General features: G+C 64.0%; 9 protein-coding genes. 3 read left to right on the top strand and 6 right to left on the bottom strand.

All coding sequences use genetic code 11. The annotated features are described in order from the left end of the window. Positions 1-32 precede the first annotated feature (32 nt). The 6 genes from AB7F11_RS12325 to orn all read right to left on the bottom strand — a co-directional run bounded on the left by AB7F11_RS12325 (position 33) and on the right by orn (position 15,023). Positions 33-593: a hypothetical protein gene (locus AB7F11_RS12325; RefSeq protein WP_428288756.1), complete on the bottom strand. Its 561-nt coding sequence runs from the start codon at positions 591-593 to the stop codon at positions 33-35. Beyond that, the gene (locus AB7F11_RS12330) at positions 586-8,631 is read right to left on the bottom strand and encodes a hemagglutinin repeat-containing protein (RefSeq protein WP_428288755.1); all 8,046 of its coding nucleotides are present in this window, start codon (positions 8,629-8,631) and stop codon (positions 586-588) included. The genes AB7F11_RS12325 and AB7F11_RS12330 overlap by 8 nt, the downstream gene beginning before the upstream one ends. 27 nt (positions 8,632-8,658) lie before the next feature. Next, positions 8,659-10,320 (bottom strand): ShlB/FhaC/HecB family hemolysin secretion/activation protein, encoded by a 1,662-nt coding sequence (locus tag AB7F11_RS12335; RefSeq protein ID WP_428300004.1) that lies wholly within the window; start codon positions 10,318-10,320, stop codon positions 8,659-8,661. A 359-nt stretch (positions 10,321-10,679) separates the two neighbouring features. Continuing rightward, on the bottom strand, positions 10,680-12,485 hold the full coding sequence (locus tag AB7F11_RS12340; protein WP_428288753.1) for a DEAD/DEAH box helicase: 1,806 nt from the start codon (positions 12,483-12,485) through the stop codon (positions 10,680-10,682). Between the two features lie 290 nt (positions 12,486-12,775). Further along, positions 12,776-14,365 carry an inorganic phosphate transporter gene (locus AB7F11_RS12345; protein ID WP_428288752.1) on the bottom strand — a complete coding sequence of 530 codons (1,590 nt, stop codon included), beginning with the start codon at positions 14,363-14,365 and terminating at the stop codon, positions 12,776-12,778. Between the two features lie 61 nt (positions 14,366-14,426). Further along, positions 14,427-15,023 (bottom strand): oligoribonuclease, encoded by a 597-nt coding sequence (orn, locus tag AB7F11_RS12350; protein WP_428288751.1) that lies wholly within the window; start codon positions 15,021-15,023, stop codon positions 14,427-14,429. 91 nt (positions 15,024-15,114) lie between these two features. On the opposite strand from orn, the gene AB7F11_RS12355 reads away from it, so the two are divergent. Genes AB7F11_RS12355 through rsgA form a run of 3 tightly spaced genes read left to right on the top strand, consistent with a single transcriptional unit; the run spans position 15,115 to position 17,633 of the window. Next, the gene (locus tag AB7F11_RS12355) at positions 15,115-16,377 is read left to right on the top strand and encodes a M48 family metallopeptidase (RefSeq protein WP_428288750.1); all 1,263 of its coding nucleotides are present in this window, start codon (positions 15,115-15,117) and stop codon (positions 16,375-16,377) included. A 15-nt stretch (positions 16,378-16,392) separates the two neighbouring features. Further along, positions 16,393-16,713 (top strand): 4a-hydroxytetrahydrobiopterin dehydratase, encoded by a 321-nt coding sequence (locus AB7F11_RS12360; protein ID WP_428288749.1) that lies wholly within the window; start codon positions 16,393-16,395, stop codon positions 16,711-16,713. After that, positions 16,713-17,633 (top strand): ribosome small subunit-dependent GTPase A, encoded by a 921-nt coding sequence (gene rsgA, locus AB7F11_RS12365; protein WP_428288748.1) that lies wholly within the window; start codon positions 16,713-16,715, stop codon positions 17,631-17,633. The genes AB7F11_RS12360 and rsgA overlap by 1 nt, the downstream gene beginning before the upstream one ends. Positions 17,634-17,747 lie beyond the last annotated feature (114 nt).

Genomic DNA, 17,747 nt, shown 5'->3' on the forward strand with positions numbered 1-17,747 from the left:
AGAATCCGTTGGCAGCCCGCACCATGGCTTTGTCAATACGGCACGGTGTAAAGGCCGTCGGTCAGCTCGCCGGTCTCCGTGTTCAAGACGAAGAAGCTTTCCGGTGGACGGTCCTTTGTTCCAACCAACACGCCAAACTGCACGATGGGTGGGTCGATTGGTTCACCGGGTCTGCCTATCGGCAATTCCTTGTATGCGATGGAGCGCGTGAAGGGTCGCTCAATGATGTAGTCTGAAGTCCACTCTGGTCTCCCCGCAAAGTGCACTTGACATCGCAGAGTCCCATCTGCGTTATAGATGGCAGCGTTGTTGGGTGCGGGGAAAACATCGTTGCCGTCCGGGCGGGTGTAGCTTCCCGACTGAAAGATGACCAGCACTCCCGACTTGTCGAGAAGAACTTCTGGAGACCCAACGAATGGCATATGAACGGATTCTCTTGTTTCCAGAACCAGGTACGTTCCGACCTTTTTAACCGGGTGGACAAGCTGCCTCACCTTCTCAAAATCTGCAAAAAAGCCCGCCCCTTCAGAAACATGAACACATGTTCCGTCAGCTCCTTCCCAAGCGGACATCACTTGACCAATCTTATTCATGCAGTTTTCTAATATTTGCAGGGTTGATTACATACAACTCAGGTGCAACAAACGGCGAATTACCCAAGAACAGCACCTGATGCCCGCCGCCCGCGAGTTCCGACTTAATATTGTTGTCGAACATTGGCCCGACCACCCCCTCACGAACTCCAACGCCTGGCAGTACCTCAATCTCAACCACATAGATGGACTGACCTCCTTGTCCTTTCCATTCGCTGCTTATCGCCAGTTTTTCTCGAACGTCTTTTACATTCCCGATCACGTCTTTTGTTGCCCAACCTCCCAGGTTACGCGCAGCTTCGGCCGGCTTACCAAGTTCCAATGCTTGAGCAATGTCCTTCGCTTGTTTTTCATTAACCACCATGCGATAGACCTCCGGCTGAGTGACTATGCGGTCCACAACCACCGTGCCATCCTTCCATGCAGGACGTTGGGTTCCCCACCACTCAGGGGTATTTCCCCCCAACATTTCTTTGATCTGATCGTTGTTCCTCGTGTTGGCCTCATCAATACGTGGCAACCCATCTCGATCCGTCACCTGCCCGGCATTGACGTTCTCTGCCCGGTGGGTGGTACCGGGCTTAAAGTCGCGCTGCGCCACAGCGCTGTAGCCGGGCATATCCGCTGTGGCATTGTTCTCCACCCTGGCCAGAGCAACCGCCTTCGCCTCGGCCTCGGCCACAACCTTGGCCACCTGCGCTCGCTGAACCGCATTGATCGTGACCTTGGTCCCGCCCGCCACGACCGCTGCTGCGCCACTGCCCAGCGTGATCACATCCACCAGCGCCTCACCCCTCACGGTCGGGTCCGGGCTGTTGAGCCTGGCCTTGAGGTCCGCGGGCATCCCGGCGATGGCGTTGACGCTGTCGATCAGCGTCTGCGACAGGCCATTTTCCGCAATCGCCTGAACGGCCATGGTGACGCCACCCAATGCACCGACCGCGAGGCCCGGCGGTGTGAGCTTGAGCAGACCCTTGCCCACCCCATGCAGGAACGGATTGTTTGTCGCCTGCTGGTACTTGAAGGCCTGGTTCTGAACGCTGGCGCGCTCGGCCGTGTCGACGAAGTTGCCAAGCTGTCCTTCGTGGCTCTTGGCGGCCACCTGAATGGCCGCCGTCCAGCTCTGGCACGCGGCGCTGGCCGGGCTGTTGCAGGCCTGCTCGATCTGTTGGTCACGCCAGACATCAAGGCGGTTCAAGCGATCCATCTCGGCTTGTTTGTCCTGGCGGCAAGCGTCGTCGTTGCAGGCGAGCACTTCGCCTTGCAGTTTCAGGCGTCTGCTGGCCTCCGCGTGGGTGAGGAAGTTGTTCTGCACTTCGTTGAAGGCCGCTGTGGCTCCCGCCGTTCCCCCAACACCCGCACCCACTGCCGTGCTCGCGGTTGTGGTGATCAGGTCCGCCAGCTGGCCTTCAATGCCTGCCTCGCGCAGGGCGTTGGCCACGACGGGGGCGCTCAATGTGCCGGCGGCTGCGCCGGCTGCACCTGCCGTGCCGCCCGTCAGCGCGCCGATGGTGGTGTGGGCCAGCAGGCGCAGCGCGCCGCTGTCTCCCCAGTTCGATTCCAGTTGATCGGCCTGGGCGTTCAGCTCAGCCCTTCTCTCGGCATCGGGTTCGGCGCTGGCCTGCTCGCGCAATCCGCTGGCCTGTTGCAATTGACGGGTTGCATAGTCCCCCACCGCCTTGCTCGCCTGCTTGCCAAACTCAGCCGTGATGGTGATCTGCGCGTTCACCTCCGCCTTGACCCGCTCCTGATCAAAGATCGGCGCAATGCCGGTCTCGGCATCTCCCGTCCTCGCTTCGGTGTTGCCCGCAATCCCCGAGATGGCCGCCTGGGTCACGCTGCTGGCCGAGCCGCTGTCTTGCCCCATGCCCGCGCTGCCCCCGGGGCCGGCGGGCGCGTTGGCTGCGCGCTTCTCTGCCGGCGTGCTGGCCGTGCTCTGATCACCCAGCTTGCCGCTCACGCTGATGCCGAACGATGAGCCGTCGGCTTCGTAGTCGGCCCGGTTCTGGATGTCGCTGGTGCTCAGGCCGCCTTCGCTCTTGAACTCATTGCGCTGGTTGTCGATGGCGGCCTGGGTGCTGGTGATGGCGCCACCCATGAGTTCGGTGGCGCCATCGACGTTGACCTGGAAGCCCCCGTCGCCGGCGCGGATGGCGCTTTGCTCGTTCACGCTCTGGTAGTTGCTGTCGATCCTGGTGCTGCCCGAGCTCACGCTGGCGCTGGAGGCGCCGTAGCAGATGGGCGGTATGCACAGGCTTACGCTGAAGCCCGAGCTCTCGCTGCTTTCTTTGTAGGTGGCCTGGTCCTGCACGCTTTCGATCTTGAGATCACCGCCCACCTGCGCCTGCACCTGCGCGGCAGCCACCACGGCGCCTTGGAGCGTGGTGTCTTGCCCGGATTCGAGCTGGACCTGCTCGCCGGCTTCGATGCGGGTGTTGGTGTGGGTGGTCTCATGGCCGTTGCCTTTGCCTTTGCTCTTGCTGGCGCTGGCGTTGAAGCTGACGCCGTTGGCTCCGATGCCCACGCCCAGGCTGCCGCTCTTGCTGCTGCTCTGGTGGCTTTGTTCGGTGGTGTTCTGGGCGGACACCAGGTCAATGTCACCGTCGGCACTCAAACGCGCTGTGCCGCCGGCGCTGATTTCGCTGCCGCGGATGAGGATGTCGCCAGGGCCGGGGCCTTCGACAGGCTCAGGCTGAACGGAAGAGTTCCTGGCCACCAGGTTCACGTCGCCACCGGCCTGCAGGGTGCTGCCCTGGGCTTTGCTGCTCTGGCTCTGGCTGGTGCTCTGGCTGCTGCTCGATCCGATGCTGATATTGATGCTGACGCCTGAGGCGTCGAAGGCGCCGGCGCCATCGGCCAGGGCTTTCTGCACACTGTCGACGGCGCTCTTGGCCTGCAGCGCAGCGGCTGCAGCGCCCAGGGCTTTGGTGCGGGTGTCGCCGGTCTCTTCGATGGCGTCCAGCGTCTGCGCGATGCCCTGCATGGCACCGAGGATGCCACCGCCTGCGCCAATGCTCAGGCCGCTTTGTTTGCTTTTTTCTTCGAGGTGGCTTTGCTCTGTGATCCGGGCCTCGGTGATTTCGATGGCCTGGGCCTGCACGTTGATGTCGCCTGTAGGAGCGAGCACGTCTGACCCTGTCTGGCGGTAGGTCTGGCCGGCGGTGAGGTTCACGTCGCCACGGATGGCGCCCACGGTGCTGCCGGCTGCACCTGTGCCCTGGGTTTGCTGGTCGGTGCTTTGCTGCTGGCTGCCGATGTTGATGCCGCCGTCGAAGTTGAGACCGCTGGATTTGTTCTCTTCGAAGCGGCTTTCGCTGCGGGCAGTCTGGGCGCTGTTGAGGCTGATGTCGCGCCCGGCTTGCACGGTGGTGCCGCCGTCGCCAATGACGCTGGAGCCGATGACGTTGGTGTCCTGCCCGCTCTGGAGCGTGACCTGCTCACCACCCAGGTTGCTGGCCACAGCGTTGGTCTCGCTGCGGTGCTCCCGAATTTCGGTGCTGCCCGAGCTGAGGAAGCTGCTGCCTTTGGCGTAGCTGGCGTTGTCGGTGGAAAGGCTATGTTCGCCGGCCTCGATCTGCACGTCTCGCCCGGCCTGCAGGCCCAGCTGCCCCTGGGCCTGCACTTGTGCAGCGCGAGCCTGGATGTCTTGCCCAGCAAGCAAGCTGGTGCTGCCTTCGCTGGTGATGCGCGTGCCCACCTCTTCGCCCAGGCGCACGCCGGCGTAGTTGCGGCTGTCGCGCTTGACGGCGATATCGGTGCGGGTCTGCACGGTGTCCAGCGCGATGTCGCGTCCGGCTTGTAGCTGCACACCGCCTTCACTTTGAACCAGGGCGGCGGTGAGGTTCAAGTCCTGCCCCGCGCTGGCCAGCAGCACGCCGTTGGGGTTGCTCACGTAGAGCGCGGCCACGCGGTCGATGCCCTGGCTGCTGTACACGCCCACGCCGGTGTGGCCGCTGCCCTGGGTGCTGGTGGTCTGCACGCTCAGGTCGCGTCCAGCATCCAGCGCGAGGGCGTCCTGGGCGCCGATGGTGCCGCCGACGTTGCGGATGTCTTGCGCGGCAGTGACGGTGGTGACCTGACCGCTGGTGATCAAGCCGCCGAGGTTGTGCACGTTTGCGGCGTTGATCTGCGTGACCTGGCGTCCGGCAATGGTGCCGCTGGCGTTGGTGAGGTCCTCGCTGAGGTCGAGGTTCACGCTCTTGCCGGCCAGCAGCGCGCCGCTGGGCTGCAGGTCGCCCGCCTGTGGGTGCACGTAGAGCTGGGGCACCAGGGCCTGCGTGGTGCTGCCATCGGGCAGGCTCACAGTGCGTTCGACCAGCCAGACGATGTCGCTGGTGAGTGCGGCCACTTGCGCGGCGGAGAGTTCGATGCCCGGGCGCAGTTGGTGGGCCTGCGCGAAGGTGGCGCCGGCGTTCATGAGGGCCAGGTACTGCTGCTCGTCGCTGGTGAAGTCGCCCAGGAAGCGATGGCCGGTGAGCGTGGTCACCTGCTCACGCACGAGGCGTTGTTCGTAATTGCCATCGCCGATGCGTTTCTGCGCCGTGGCTGGATCGACCGACATGGCAGCGAGCATGTGGTCCGAGCTCAGCCACTGGCGCTTGTCGGTGAAACGCGGATCGGTCTCGACCAGGTAGCTCGCGGTGGTGTCGGGGTGCAGTTGGTAGAGGGCGCCGCTGGGAAGGGTGAGGTTGGGCGCGCCAGCCTGCCCGGTGGGGGCAGTAACCCCCGAAGCCTTCGCGGTGGTGTGGCCGGTCTGGAGCGCTCCCGGCTGCTGGCTGATGGCGGGCGGCTGGGTGTTTTGTTCGTAGCGGACGGAGGCGAGGGAGACAGTGCGGTTGATGGTCTCGGCGTAAGGCGCAGTGGCCCATCCCATGATGGGGTCGCAGCCAAAGAAGAAATCGCAGTCTTCGCCGATCACCGCCCAGTTGGAGACGGTGCCGCTGCGTTGAGTGGGGGTGCTGACTTCTGTCGTTTGGTTGGTGACGCTGCTGCCTTGAACCTGGATGTTTCCCCCGGCAACGATGGAGCTGTCCTTGTTCAGAGCGGTGCCTGGCACCTGCAGATGCAGGTTGGCCCCACTCAGGATGCTGGCGGGTTGGCTGGCGGTGACTTCAGCGGTGTGGAGGGTTTCGGTGTAGTTGCGGTAGATGTCGAAGTTCAGAAACTGGCTTCCGATATCTTGTTTGAATTCCTTTACCCGCCTCTGCAATTCCAGCCATGGAGCGGCTTTCGGCGACGATTCAGCCGCTCCTTGTGGGGGATTCCACGTGGGCGCCACCATGCCGAACATTTCCCAAATGGGTGAATGCCGGTCATAGTTGAACGCAGACTCCACCCATATGGTGTAGTAAGTGTCAGGGCTGGTGCCTTCCCGAATCGTTCGCTCGTGCGCCGGCACATACGGGGATGGTCCGAGCAGGAAAGAGCGATATATGGGGTCTGCATAAGCGCTGGTCTTGAGCAGAACTGCTTCACGAACGGGCAAGTAAAAGTATTGATCCAGATACCTCAGTGTCATGGGCCCCATCCACGCAACTTCCTCGCTACCCACGTATCCCTGCGTGGTGTAGTAGTCCGTGCGCGAGGTAGTACCTTCTGGAACGACCGTGTATGCGAGCTGATCGTTGACGTTGTTGAGTTCATCCGCACTCAGCCGCATATCACCCACGCTCTCGATGGTGGCGCTGCGGTTGTGAATGGCCTGCGCCGCACCCGTGGCCTTGCCATCGGCGTCCAGAGCGCCGCCCACGGCGAGTTCACCCAGGCTGAGCAGGGTGGCACCGTCGCGGTTGGTGAGTTCACCGCCCACGCCGATGTGCAGCGATTCGTGCGCCGCAACCACCGCGTTGCCTTCGTTGATCAGGTTGGCCTGCGCTTGCAGGCGCACGTCCTGACCGTAGATGCGCCCGGTGCCTGTGTTGGTGAGGTTTTGCGCGCGCACATCGGTGGTGGCTCCGTCGATCAGGCCCCGGTTGACCAGATTCTGCAGAGCGCGCAGGCGGGTGGATTCTGCGCTGATGACGCCCGTGGCGTTGTTGGTGATATGGCGTGCATTCGCTTGCAGCACCCGCCCTGCCTGCAGCGCGCCGTCGTTGGTGAGGTCGCCACCGCCATCGAGTGTGATGTCCAGGTCGCTGTTGGCAATGACTTCACCCTCCTGCGAGATGTGGTGGTCACCCACAAGCTTCAGGCTCATGTTGTTGCGCGAGAGCAGTTTCCCGTCCAGGCCGAGGCTGGCGGCGTCAATGCCCAGATGATCGTTGGCGATCATGGTGCCATCGGTGTTGCCGATGTTCAGGGTGCGCTGGGCCTGCGGGTCGGCGCTGACCGCTGCGTCTGCCAGGGTCAAGCTCGCACCGGCGCTGAGCAGTCCCTGGTGGTTGATCACCGACTGACCGCTGGTGATGCCCAGGTCGCGCCCGGCCACCACCGAGCCCTGGGTGTTGTCCAGCACGTCGGCTTCGATGGCGATGTCTCGCTGTGCCTGGGTCTGGCCTGCGGCATGGTTCACGGCCTGCGCGCGCAGGCTCACGTCGCCGCTGGCCAGTTGTTCGCCGGTCACCGTCAGTTGCTCATCGGCCTGCACGATCAGATTGGCCACTTCGGCCTTGAGCGTTCCATCGGTGTTCAGTCCAGCGGCCACGGAGCCGGTGTTGGTGATGGCCTGACCCTGGAGGTTGGCGTGTCCACCAGCTGCGATGAGGCCGCTGTTGTTGACGGTGCCTTCGGCGTTCAGGGCGAGGTTGTTTGCCGCATAAAGTTGGCCCGCGTTGTCCACAGCACCCTGGCTGGTCACGCTCAGCGTGGCGGCGGAAACGATGCGGGCTCCTGGCTCGTTCTGCACGCGGCCAGCCTGGATGTCGATATCCCCTTGCGCGCGGAGCTCTGCGCTGTTGTGCAGGGTGTGTGGGGTGGCCACAGAGAGCCCGGCGCCGGCGTACACGTCGCCTTCCATGCGCACATCGTCCTGCACCTGCAGGCGCACCTGCCCGCTGGCCTGCAGCGTGCCCTGGTGGTGCAGCCGTCCGCTGGCGTCGATGACCACATCGCCCGAGGTGGCGCCGACCACGCCGCGCAGGCTCACACCCACGCCCGCTTCGGTGCCAACAAGATGGATCTTGCCGGCGTACATGCCACCGAGCTGTGCCACGTCCAGCGCATACGCGGGGGCGCTGCCGGTGGCATTGGCCGGGGTGGCGTTGACCGTGCCCATGTCTGCACTGACATCGTTGACGCCGGTAACCACCTTGAGTTCCTGCGCCCAGATACCAGCATTGGCTTCGACCGCGCGCGCAAGGATGGCGGTGTAGTCCGTGGACGAGGTGTCGAGCCCGGCTCCGTCGATGGTGATGGTGCCACCGTGTACGCGGAAGCTTTCGAGGGCTTCGTTTTCGAAGACAGGCTTTCCGGTGGTAAGCGTGGCTTGTCTGGCGTTGATGAAGCCACCGCCCCGCACCTGGATGCCCGCCGGATTGGCAATGATCACCTGGGCGCGCTGCCCTGCGACCTCCACAAAGCCGTGGAGCAGGCTGGGGTTGGAGGAGTTGACCTCGTTGACGATGATGCGGGCGGTTCCTGCAGCCAGCCAGGGGTTGGCGGCCACCCAGCCGCCGAGTTGGGTGTAGGAGCTTTCACGGCCGTTGTTGAGGATGACACCGTTGGTCTGAACGTCAAACTGCCGGTAGGTGTTGCGCGAAATGCCTGCGGCCGTTGGGGTTTGTATGTTGACCAGGGGCACACCGTTGGCGGCGCTGTGCACGGTGGGCCGCTGGTTGGCGGGCGCCGTAGGATCGGCAATGATTTGGGCTCGCGCACTGGTGCTGAACACCAGAACCAGGGCCAGCGCCAAGCCAATGCTCAGGCTCAGCGGATGCAGCGCGATATGACGCAACTTGTGCGCGAGAGTCGCCGTGCGCGCTGCGCCTTCTGGTGGCCGCTCGCCCGAGGCTCCACCTTTGATGGACGAGGCGGTTTCTGCCACCGCCATGATCTGGCGTCGACGCGCATTGAAGACGAGGCGGTGACGTTGCTTGTTCATATGGATGTCTCCCTGATTTCTGAGGATTTACAGTTGCCAATAGAGCTGGAAGCCGGCTGTGGTGTGGGAAGTGCGAAAGCCCGGGGGCTTGCGCACCGGTGTGCCCACAAAGAATTCGTATTGCGCGCGGCCGAGCGAACCACGCAAACCCAGCACGGCGCCGGTCAGGCGCCGGCCCATGAGGAGGGCACTGCTGGGTCCGCTGACCTCGCCGTGGTCAAGCCCGGCATAGATCGACGCCCCGGTTTCGCCCAGGGCGGTGGATATCTCGTTGCGAACCAGCCAGCCGCTCTCGGCCGAGAGGCTGAGCTCCCCATCGAAGCCGCGCACGGTGTAGCGCCCACCGATGGAGAAGCGGTCTTGCGGCGTCAGGGGCGTGTGGTGGTGCTGGGCGCGCAGGTTGCCGCTGTAGCGCCAGGCCCGGCCCGCCAGATCGAATGGGAGTTGCACACCGGCGTCCAGCGTGGTGAGCTGGAAGCGCGATGTGCCCTCGCCGAAGGCCTCTTCCACCGCAGGCTGCGATCCAAACGCACCCGTGCCGCGTTTGTAGGCGAGGTTGAGGTCCAGCACGGCATCGCCCACAAAAGCCCGATGCCCCAGGCCGAGCTCCCAGCCTCCGACGCGCCGGCGCTGGTCCACCACCTCCAGGTCTTCGATGTAGTTGTTGGACTGGCGCGCGAAGGCTTTGAAGCTCAGGGTGGTTTTGCTGTCCGCATCGCGGTGGATCAGCCGCGAGAGTCGGATGTCCTGGTTGGCGCTCCAGCCGCTGTAGACCGTGTCCTGCCACGGCCCGGGTACGGTCTGGAAGTAGCGCTGACGGCTGGCGTTGAAGCCCAGCAGCCAGTAACCCAGCGGCAGCGAGTAGTGGGCGGTGGCGCCACGCGTACCGCGATGTCCGGCATCCCCACCGCCCAGATCGCGCTGCAGCGTGAGGTAGAACAAGTCGTTCAGGGTGAGGGCATGGTCGTAGCTCAGGGTCAGCGCCGTCAGATACCGGCCCGTGGCACGACTGCCGCCATCGTCCAGACCCAGGCTCACACGAAAGAGCTGGTCCTGCCGCCAGGTGATGACGAGATCGCTGAGGCCCGGACCATCCTGCAGCCTTTCGGCGGGAACGATCTCGATGCTGGCGTCTGCGGTGGGCACGCGCTTGAAGTTCTCCAGCGCCTGCTCGATGTCGCGCAAATTGAGGATGTCGCCCGGTCCCATGGGCATCGCACTGTGGGCTGTGGCGCGAATGCTGACGGGCTCTGCGAAGCGGATGGAGCGGATGCGCCCGGGCAGCACTTGCAGCGTGAGGTCACCACCAGACAGATCTTGAGGCGGGGCGAACACGCGTGTGGTGACAAACCCTCGCTCAACCAGCGCCTGCTGGGCTCGGTCGATGAGATGGGCAACGCCTCGAGCGCCAAGGCACAGTCCTTCTGGCGGGTCGCGTCCATCCATGCCAGCCAGCGCGGCAGGCAGCCAGTCGAAAGCGGGCTCGATGGAGCCGCCCAGGCCAGAGAGCGTGACGCGGTGGATGACAAAGCAAGGGGCCTCGTCACGGGGCAGTGGCGCGGCCCCGGCGGCCAGCCGTGCGGCGGGCAACCTGACATCAGATGGACCTTGCAAGCGGCGTTGTTGCTCGGACTCCCGTTCGAGCGCGCGGCGCTGCTGCGCCTGCGCAGCTTCTGAACCGATTTCCATCTGGCTGGGCGTTTGTGCCAGCGCGCTTGTGACGCACAGGCACAGCCATGCCGCCATACATGATTGTGGTGATCGCACCATCCCCTCCCTCAGGGTGCTCTGAGGAGCGCGACCTGCCTTCTAGTGACTCGAGCCTGGTGGGCCCTTCATGGCAGTTGCTCGCGGCACCTCGACGGGCCAAAAACGGCAGCGGCGAGTCTGGCTGGAACCGCGAAGGGGTGGGCCCACAAAGCCCGAGCGGGCAACTGTCGAGATCGGAATGCTGCCAGCGAGGAATGAAGCGCCGATGGCCCACCATTCCGTCAGGCCAAAAAAAACCGGACCCTCAGGTCCGGTTTTCCAGTTGAAGCTTTGCGGCTTCAGCGCGGGCTGCGTCGGGCCACTGGCCGGGCGGGCGCGCGCTCGGCTCCCTTGTCGCTGCGGCCGAAACTGGAGAATCCACCGGGCTTGCCACCCGTGCGGGCCGGTGCGCGGTCGGCAAAGCCTCGGCCTGCTGGGCGGCTGTCAAAGCGACCCTCACCACCACGGTTGTCAAACCGGGTCTCGCCGCGCGGGTCTGCCCGGCCTTCAAAGCGCGGGTCGAAGCGTGTCTCGGGGCGGCTGTGGTCGACACGAGGAGCTTCGAAACGTCCTTCGGACCGGCCCTCAGGGCGACCTTCAAAACGCGGACCACGCGGTGCGGACGGTCCACGGCGATCGTTGAAGCCGCTGCGATTGGCATAGCCATTCTCACGACCCGTCGGGCGACCACGGCCACCAAATTCAGGCTGCGGCGCCCGCTGACGTGGCTCCAGGCCGGGCACGGTTTCCACATTGATGCGCTGGCGCGTGTAGGCCTCGATGTCGCCGATCTTGCGGCGATCGCGGAATTCGGCAAATGTGACGGCCAGGCCGTCGCGGCCTGCGCGGCCGGTGCGGCCAATGCGGTGGGTGTAGTCCTCGGCCTTCATCGGCAAACCAAAGTTGAACACGTGCGTGATGGTGGGCACGTCGATGCCGCGAGCGGCCACGTCGGTAGCGACCAGAATCTGCACCTGGCCAGCGCGCAAGGCCATCAGGCGGCGATTGCGGATGCCCTGGCTGAGTGCGCCATGCAGCGCCACAGCGGAAAAGCCCTCTTGCTGCAGGTCGTTGGCAAGACCGTCGCACTCGATCTGCGTGCTGGCAAACACGATGGCCTGGTTGATGCCGGCATCGCGCAGCCAATGGTCGAGCAACTTGCGCTTGTGGTCGGCATGATCGGCCCAGAACAACACCTGCTTGATGTTGGCGTGCTGCTCTTGCGGCGAATCAATCTGCACTTTCTGAACATGCTTGCCGTTGTCGTGCATCACACGCATGGCCAGCTGCTGGATGCGCGGTGCGAAGGTCGCGCTGAACATCATGGTCTGGCGGCGCTGGCTGGTGAGTTCGTTGACTTCGGCCAGGTCGTCGGAGAACCCGAGGTCGAGCATGCGATCAGCTTCATCGACCACCAGGAACTGCACCTGATCGAGCTTGAGCTGCTGCGAGCGCTGCAGATCGAGCAGGCGACCAGGCGTGGCGACCACGAGGTCGGCGTTCTGGAGGCGGGCAATCTGCAACTGGTAGGGCATGCCGCCCACCACGTTGGCGATGCGCAGGCCACGGCAGTGGCGCACCAGGTCGATGGCGTCATTGGCCACCTGCTGCGCAAGTTCGCGCGTGGGGCACAGGATCAACGCGCCGGGCGTGGCGGCCTTGAAGTTGCGTGAGCTGGTGGGGTCTTTGCGCTTGGGCGCCTTGGGCGGGGCTTCGCCACGCGCAAGAGCTTCGGCGACGGCGCGCTCGCGATCAGCGCGCTCCTTGGCTTCGGCATCCGCGCGCTGTTGCAGCAGGGTGTGCAACACGGGCAGCAGGAAGGCTGCGGTCTTGCCGCTGCCGGTCTGGCTGGAAACCATGAGATCGGCGAAACGCTGTTCGCCCTTGGCCAGCATGGCCTTGGGGATGACGTTGTTCTGTACGGCGGTGGGCTGCGTGTAGCCCAGGTCCATGCAGGCCCGCACGAGCTCAGGCGCCAGGCCCAGCAACTCGAAGCCGTTGGGTGCTGCGGGCTCGGCAGCCATTGGGGTGGAAGTGTCTGCCTCGGTGTCGGCAGAAAGGATTTCGGGCGAGAAATCGCCGCGGGCTTCAAAAGAGTCGCTCATGTTCGTCCATGCGCCAGATGCGCAATTGATCGAATGCAAACGCTGGGTGGGACGGCACACCTCAAGGGGTGGCAGCTCCGGGGCGCTGGATCCGTTCGTGGTTACAAAACATCAACCATCAAACGATCAACGCGCCATGGGTCACAGGTAGCGTGACTCCGGGAGCGAAGGCCCCATCTAGATTTCCGTGGGGGCCTGGTGTGTGAGGCAGATGCACAAATCATCGCAGTTGCCTGCGAAGCCGCTGATTATGGCACAGTTTCAGTAAAAACCCTAATCAGGCGATTCCATCAGTTGAGGACTGCACGCACGATGTAGAACAACACGGCTGCCAGCACCGCTGTGGCCGGAACCGTGACGATCCAGGCGGCCACGATGCGCATGACCGCCGAGCGCTTGACGATCTCCTTTTTGTAGGCCTTCTTCAGTGCCTTCTGCTCTTTCTTGGCAAACACCGCGCCTTCCTCGGCCGCCTCGCGCGCCTTGGTGCGGCGCTTCATGTCGGCAAGCATGCGCTTCTTTTCCTTGACCTCGGCAGCCTCGAAACGGTGCAGGTAGGCCTCGACCTCCGCGCGGTCGGTGCCCTGGTGCCCGGCGAAAACCACTGCCTCCATCTTGGCGTAGTTCACCTTGAGCAGCTCTCGCAGAAAGCCAACACCAAACACCGCACCGATGGAGATGTGGGTGGTGGACACCGGCATGCCCATCTGCGACGCCACGATCACCGTGAGCGTGGCCGACATGGCGATGGAGTAGGCTCGCATGTTGTCGAGTTCGGTGATCTCCTTGCCCACGGTTCGAATGAGCCTCGCACCGTAGAGCGCCAGGCCGACCGACAGGCCCAGGGCACCCAGCACCATGATCCACAGCGGCGTACCGGCCTTGGTGGCGACAGCGCCTGCTTTGACGGCTTCGTAGATCGCCGCCAGGGGTCCGATGGCATTGGCCACGTCGTTGGCGCCATGGGCGAAGCTCAGCAGCGCTGCCGAGCAGATGAGCGGCCAGGTGAACAGGCGGTTCACGCCGTCCTTGCTGTTGTCCTGACGCATCGCCATGCGGGCAATGGGCTTGCGAATCAGCCACCACACCACAAGCGACACGGCGGCACCTGCGACCAGCGCCACCAGAAAGCCCACCTTCACGAGTTGACTCAACCCCTTGAGCAACATGTAGGTGGTGTAGGCCCAGACCATCAGCGAGATCAGGATGGGCACCACACGGCTGGCGGCTTCCGTCTTGTCGCTGCGGTAGGTCACGCTGCGCTTGATGATGTAAAGGGCCGCCGCCGCCAGGGCGCCGCCCATGAGTGGCGAGATCACCCAGCTGATCACGATGGCGCCGATGGTGTCCCAGTTCACCAGGCCCCAGCCGCCGGCGGCAATGCCCGCGCCCATGACGGCACCGATGATGGAGTGCGTGGTGGACACCGGCGCGCCCAGCGCTGTGGCCAGGTTGAGCCATAGCGCGCCAGCGAGCAGGGCCGCGAACATGACCCAGGCAAAAAGCGCTGGATCTGCGATGGCGTTGGCGTCGATGATCCCACCCTTGATGGTGCCCACCACGTCACCACCGGCGACGATCGCGCCCAGGGCCTCGAACACCGCAGCCACCACGATGGCCCAGCCCATGGTCATGGCGCCCGAGCCCACCGAAGGGCCCATGTTGTTGGCCACATCGTTGGCGCCAATGTTCATGGCCATGTAGGCGCCCACGGCGGCAGCCACGATCAGCAGCCACATGGCAGAACTCGTCAGGCTCGCGGTGGAGGCGCCGGTGAGCGAGGCATAGACCCCGACCAGCAACAGAAACAACACGGCGGCGCCGAGCTGGAACACCTCCTGGTTCTTGGTGACAAAGCGTGGGCGGGACTTTTTGGTCATGTGAAACTCAGATGAATGTCACGATTCTGACATGCAGCAGCGATGTCGAAATCGGCAGGAATCAGCGCAGAAAGTGCGTGCGGTAGTGCTCGAGTTCGTCGATGGATTCATGCACATCTGCCAGTGCCGTGTGTTTCTGGTGCTTCTTGAACGACTCGTACACTTCGGGCCGCCAGCGCTTGGCCAATTCCTTGAGCGTGCTCACATCCAGGCAGCGGTAGTGGAAATAGGCTTCCAGCTTGGGCATGTACTTCACGAGGAAACGGCGGTCCTGGCTGATGGTGTTGCCGCACATGGGTGAGCCGTTCCTGGGTACGTACTGGCCAATGAATGCCAGCAGGATCGCCTCTGCTTCGGCCTCGGTCACGGTACTGGCCTTGACCTTGTCGATCAGTCCGCTGCGTCCGTGCGTGCCCTTGTTCCAGTTGTCCATGGCGCCCAGCAAGGCATCGGCCTGGTGAATCACCACCACCGGGCCTTCAATGCGGGGCGTGAGCTGAGGGCCGGTGATGATCACCGCGATCTCCAGCAGGCGCTCCTTTTCGGGATCAAGCCCGCTCATTTCGCAATCAATCCAGACCAGGTTCTGGTCGCTCTTGGGAAGGGTGAGTGTGTTGGCAGCGTCGGGCACGGTGGCCGGGGGGGGGGCAGATGTCATGGCGCGGATTTTCGCCGATCCGCCCGCAGGACCCTGAACCGCATGGCCTCCCGAACCTGTGAAAGCGGTCGCATTCGATAGACTCGGCCCCATGGACACCGCTTCGCTATCCTTCACCGCCCTCTTCTGCGCCCTGCTCCTGCTGGTCCTGCTCCTGCGCACGGTGCTGGCCAGCCGGCAGATCCGCTACGTGGCACGCTACCGCGAATCCGTGCCCGAGGCGTTCAGAACCACCATCTCCATGGCGGCCCACCAGAAGGCCGCCGACTACACCATCGTCAAGTCGCGCTTCGGCATGCTCGAGACGGCACTGGACACTGCTCTTCTGCTCGGCTGGACGCTCCTGGGCGGCCTGGACTGGCTCAACCAGACCCTGTTGGCCACACTGGGGCCTGGCTTGGTGCAACAACTCGCGCTGGTCGCCGCCTTCGTGGCCATTGGCGGTGTGGTCACCCTTCCACTGGGCTGGTACAGCACCTTCCGAATCGAGGAGCACTTCGGCTTCAACAAAATGACGCTCTCGCTCTGGTTCGCCGATCTCGCCAAGGGCAGCCTGATCGGTGCGCTCATCGGACTGCCCATCGCGGCCCTGGTGCTGTGGTTGATGGGCGCGGCCGGCTCCACCTGGTGGCTCTGGGCATGGGGAGTCTGGATGGCGTTCAACCTGCTCGCGCTGGTGCTCTACCCCACGGTGATCGCCCCGATGTTCAACAAGTTCGAACCGCTGTCGGACGAGACGCTCAAGGCCCGGGTCAATGCGCTCATGCAACGCTGCGGCTTCGCCGCCAAGGGCCTGTACGTCATGGACGGCAGCAAGCGCAGTGCACATGCCAACGCCTACTTCACCGGTTTTGGCGCGGCCAAGCGCGTGGTGTTTTTCGACACACTGCTCCAGCAACTGAGCCCGGGCGAGATCGACGCCGTGCTCGCTCACGAACTCGGCCACTACAAACGCCGCCACATCCTCCAACGCATTGCGCTGATGTTCGCCCTCAGCCTGCTCGGCTTTGGGCTGCTCGGCTGGGTCTCCAGCCAGGCATGGTTCTACAGCGGCCTGGGCGTGACGCCAGCCATGGAAGCCCCCAACGACGCGCTGGCACTGCTGCTCTTCCTCATGGTGGTGCCTTTGTTCACCTTCTTCCTTTCGCCGCTGATGGCACAGCTCTCGCGGCAGCACGAATTTGAGGCCGATGCCTATGCCATGGCGCAGACCAGCGGCGCCGACCTCGCCAGCGCGCTGCTCAAGCTCTACAAGGACAACGCCAGCACGCTCACGCCCGATCCGCTGTACGCCCGCTTCTATTACTCCCACCCCCCGGCCAGCGAGCGCCTCTCTCGCTTGCAAACCGTCTGATCACTGCACCTCACCATGAACCCGATCCACCAGAACCGCCGCGCGCTCTCCGCCACCGAAATCGTTTCCCAGCTCACCCACGTCAATGGCGATGCCGCCCAGGGCTGGAAGCTGATCGACGGCTCGCTGGAGAAAACCTTCACTTTCTCCAACTTCCATGAAACCATGGCCTTCGTGAACGCGCTGGCATGGATTGCGCACCGCGAAGACCACCATCCTGACCTCGCGCTCAGCTACAGCCGCTGCACCGTGCGCTTCAACACGCATGACGTGGGCGGCATCTCGGTCAGCGATTTCCATTGCGCGGCCGCGGTGGACGCGCTCCAGAAGGCCTGATGGCCGATCTCATGCCCGGTCTGGTGGTCGCCGCTCACGGTCGCCACTGCCTCGTCGAAAGCCCCGACGGCGAACGCCGCATCTGCCATCCTCGCGGCAAGAAGAGCGCGGTGGTGGTGGGCGACCGGGTGCATTGGCAGATCACCGGTGACGAAGGCAGCATTGAGCGCGTGGACGAGCGTCGCAACCTGTTTTACCGGCAGGACGAAATGCGCACCAAGTCGTTTGCGGCGAATCTCGACCAGGTGCTGGTGCTGGTAGCCGCCGACCCGGAATTCTCGGAAAGCCAGCTGGCGCGGGCACTGATCGCTGCGCAGGCCGAGCACATCGACGTGCTCATCGTGCTCAACAAGAGCGACCTGCAGCCTGCCTTCGATCGCGCCTGGGCACGCCTGGCGCCGTACCGGCGCATGGGTTGCACGGTATTGCCATTGCGGCTGAAGACCGCCGACGACTCGCGAGACGGCCTGAACGCGTTGCAGGATCGCCTCGGCGGCAAGCGAACCCTGGTGCTGGGTCCTTCGGGCGTGGGCAAGAGCACGCTGGTGAACCGACTGGTGCCAGAAGCGCGTGCGCAGACCGGTGAAATCTCACGTGCGCTGAACTCGGGCAAGCACACCACCACCAGCACCACCTGGTATTGGGTGGACGCGGCGCGGCACACGGCGCTGATCGACTCGCCCGGTTTTCAGGAATTCGGCCTGAATCACATCGAGCCCATGCAGTTGGCCCACCTCATGCCCGACCTGAACGCCACGCTGGGTGAATGCCGCTTCTACAACTGCACCCACCTGCACGAACCCGGCTGCGCCGTGGTGGCACACGTGCAGGACGGCGATGCGCCGCTGGCCATCAGCGAAAACCGGTACCGCATCTACCGCGAGCTGTTCGAAGAGCTGTCGAACAAAAGGCGGTACTGAGCGGCCAGGCGCACGCGCCTCGTGCCTCCTCCGGGTGATTCGCGCCATTTTTCTGGCGCCTGATGCCTTTTCCCCCCTGGGTTGATCCGCTTTCCTAATCTCGGAACGAGCAAG

It is taken from the genome of Hydrogenophaga sp. (genome assembly GCF_050250835.1).
Lineage (GTDB): Bacteria > Pseudomonadota > Gammaproteobacteria > Burkholderiales > Burkholderiaceae_C > Hydrogenophaga.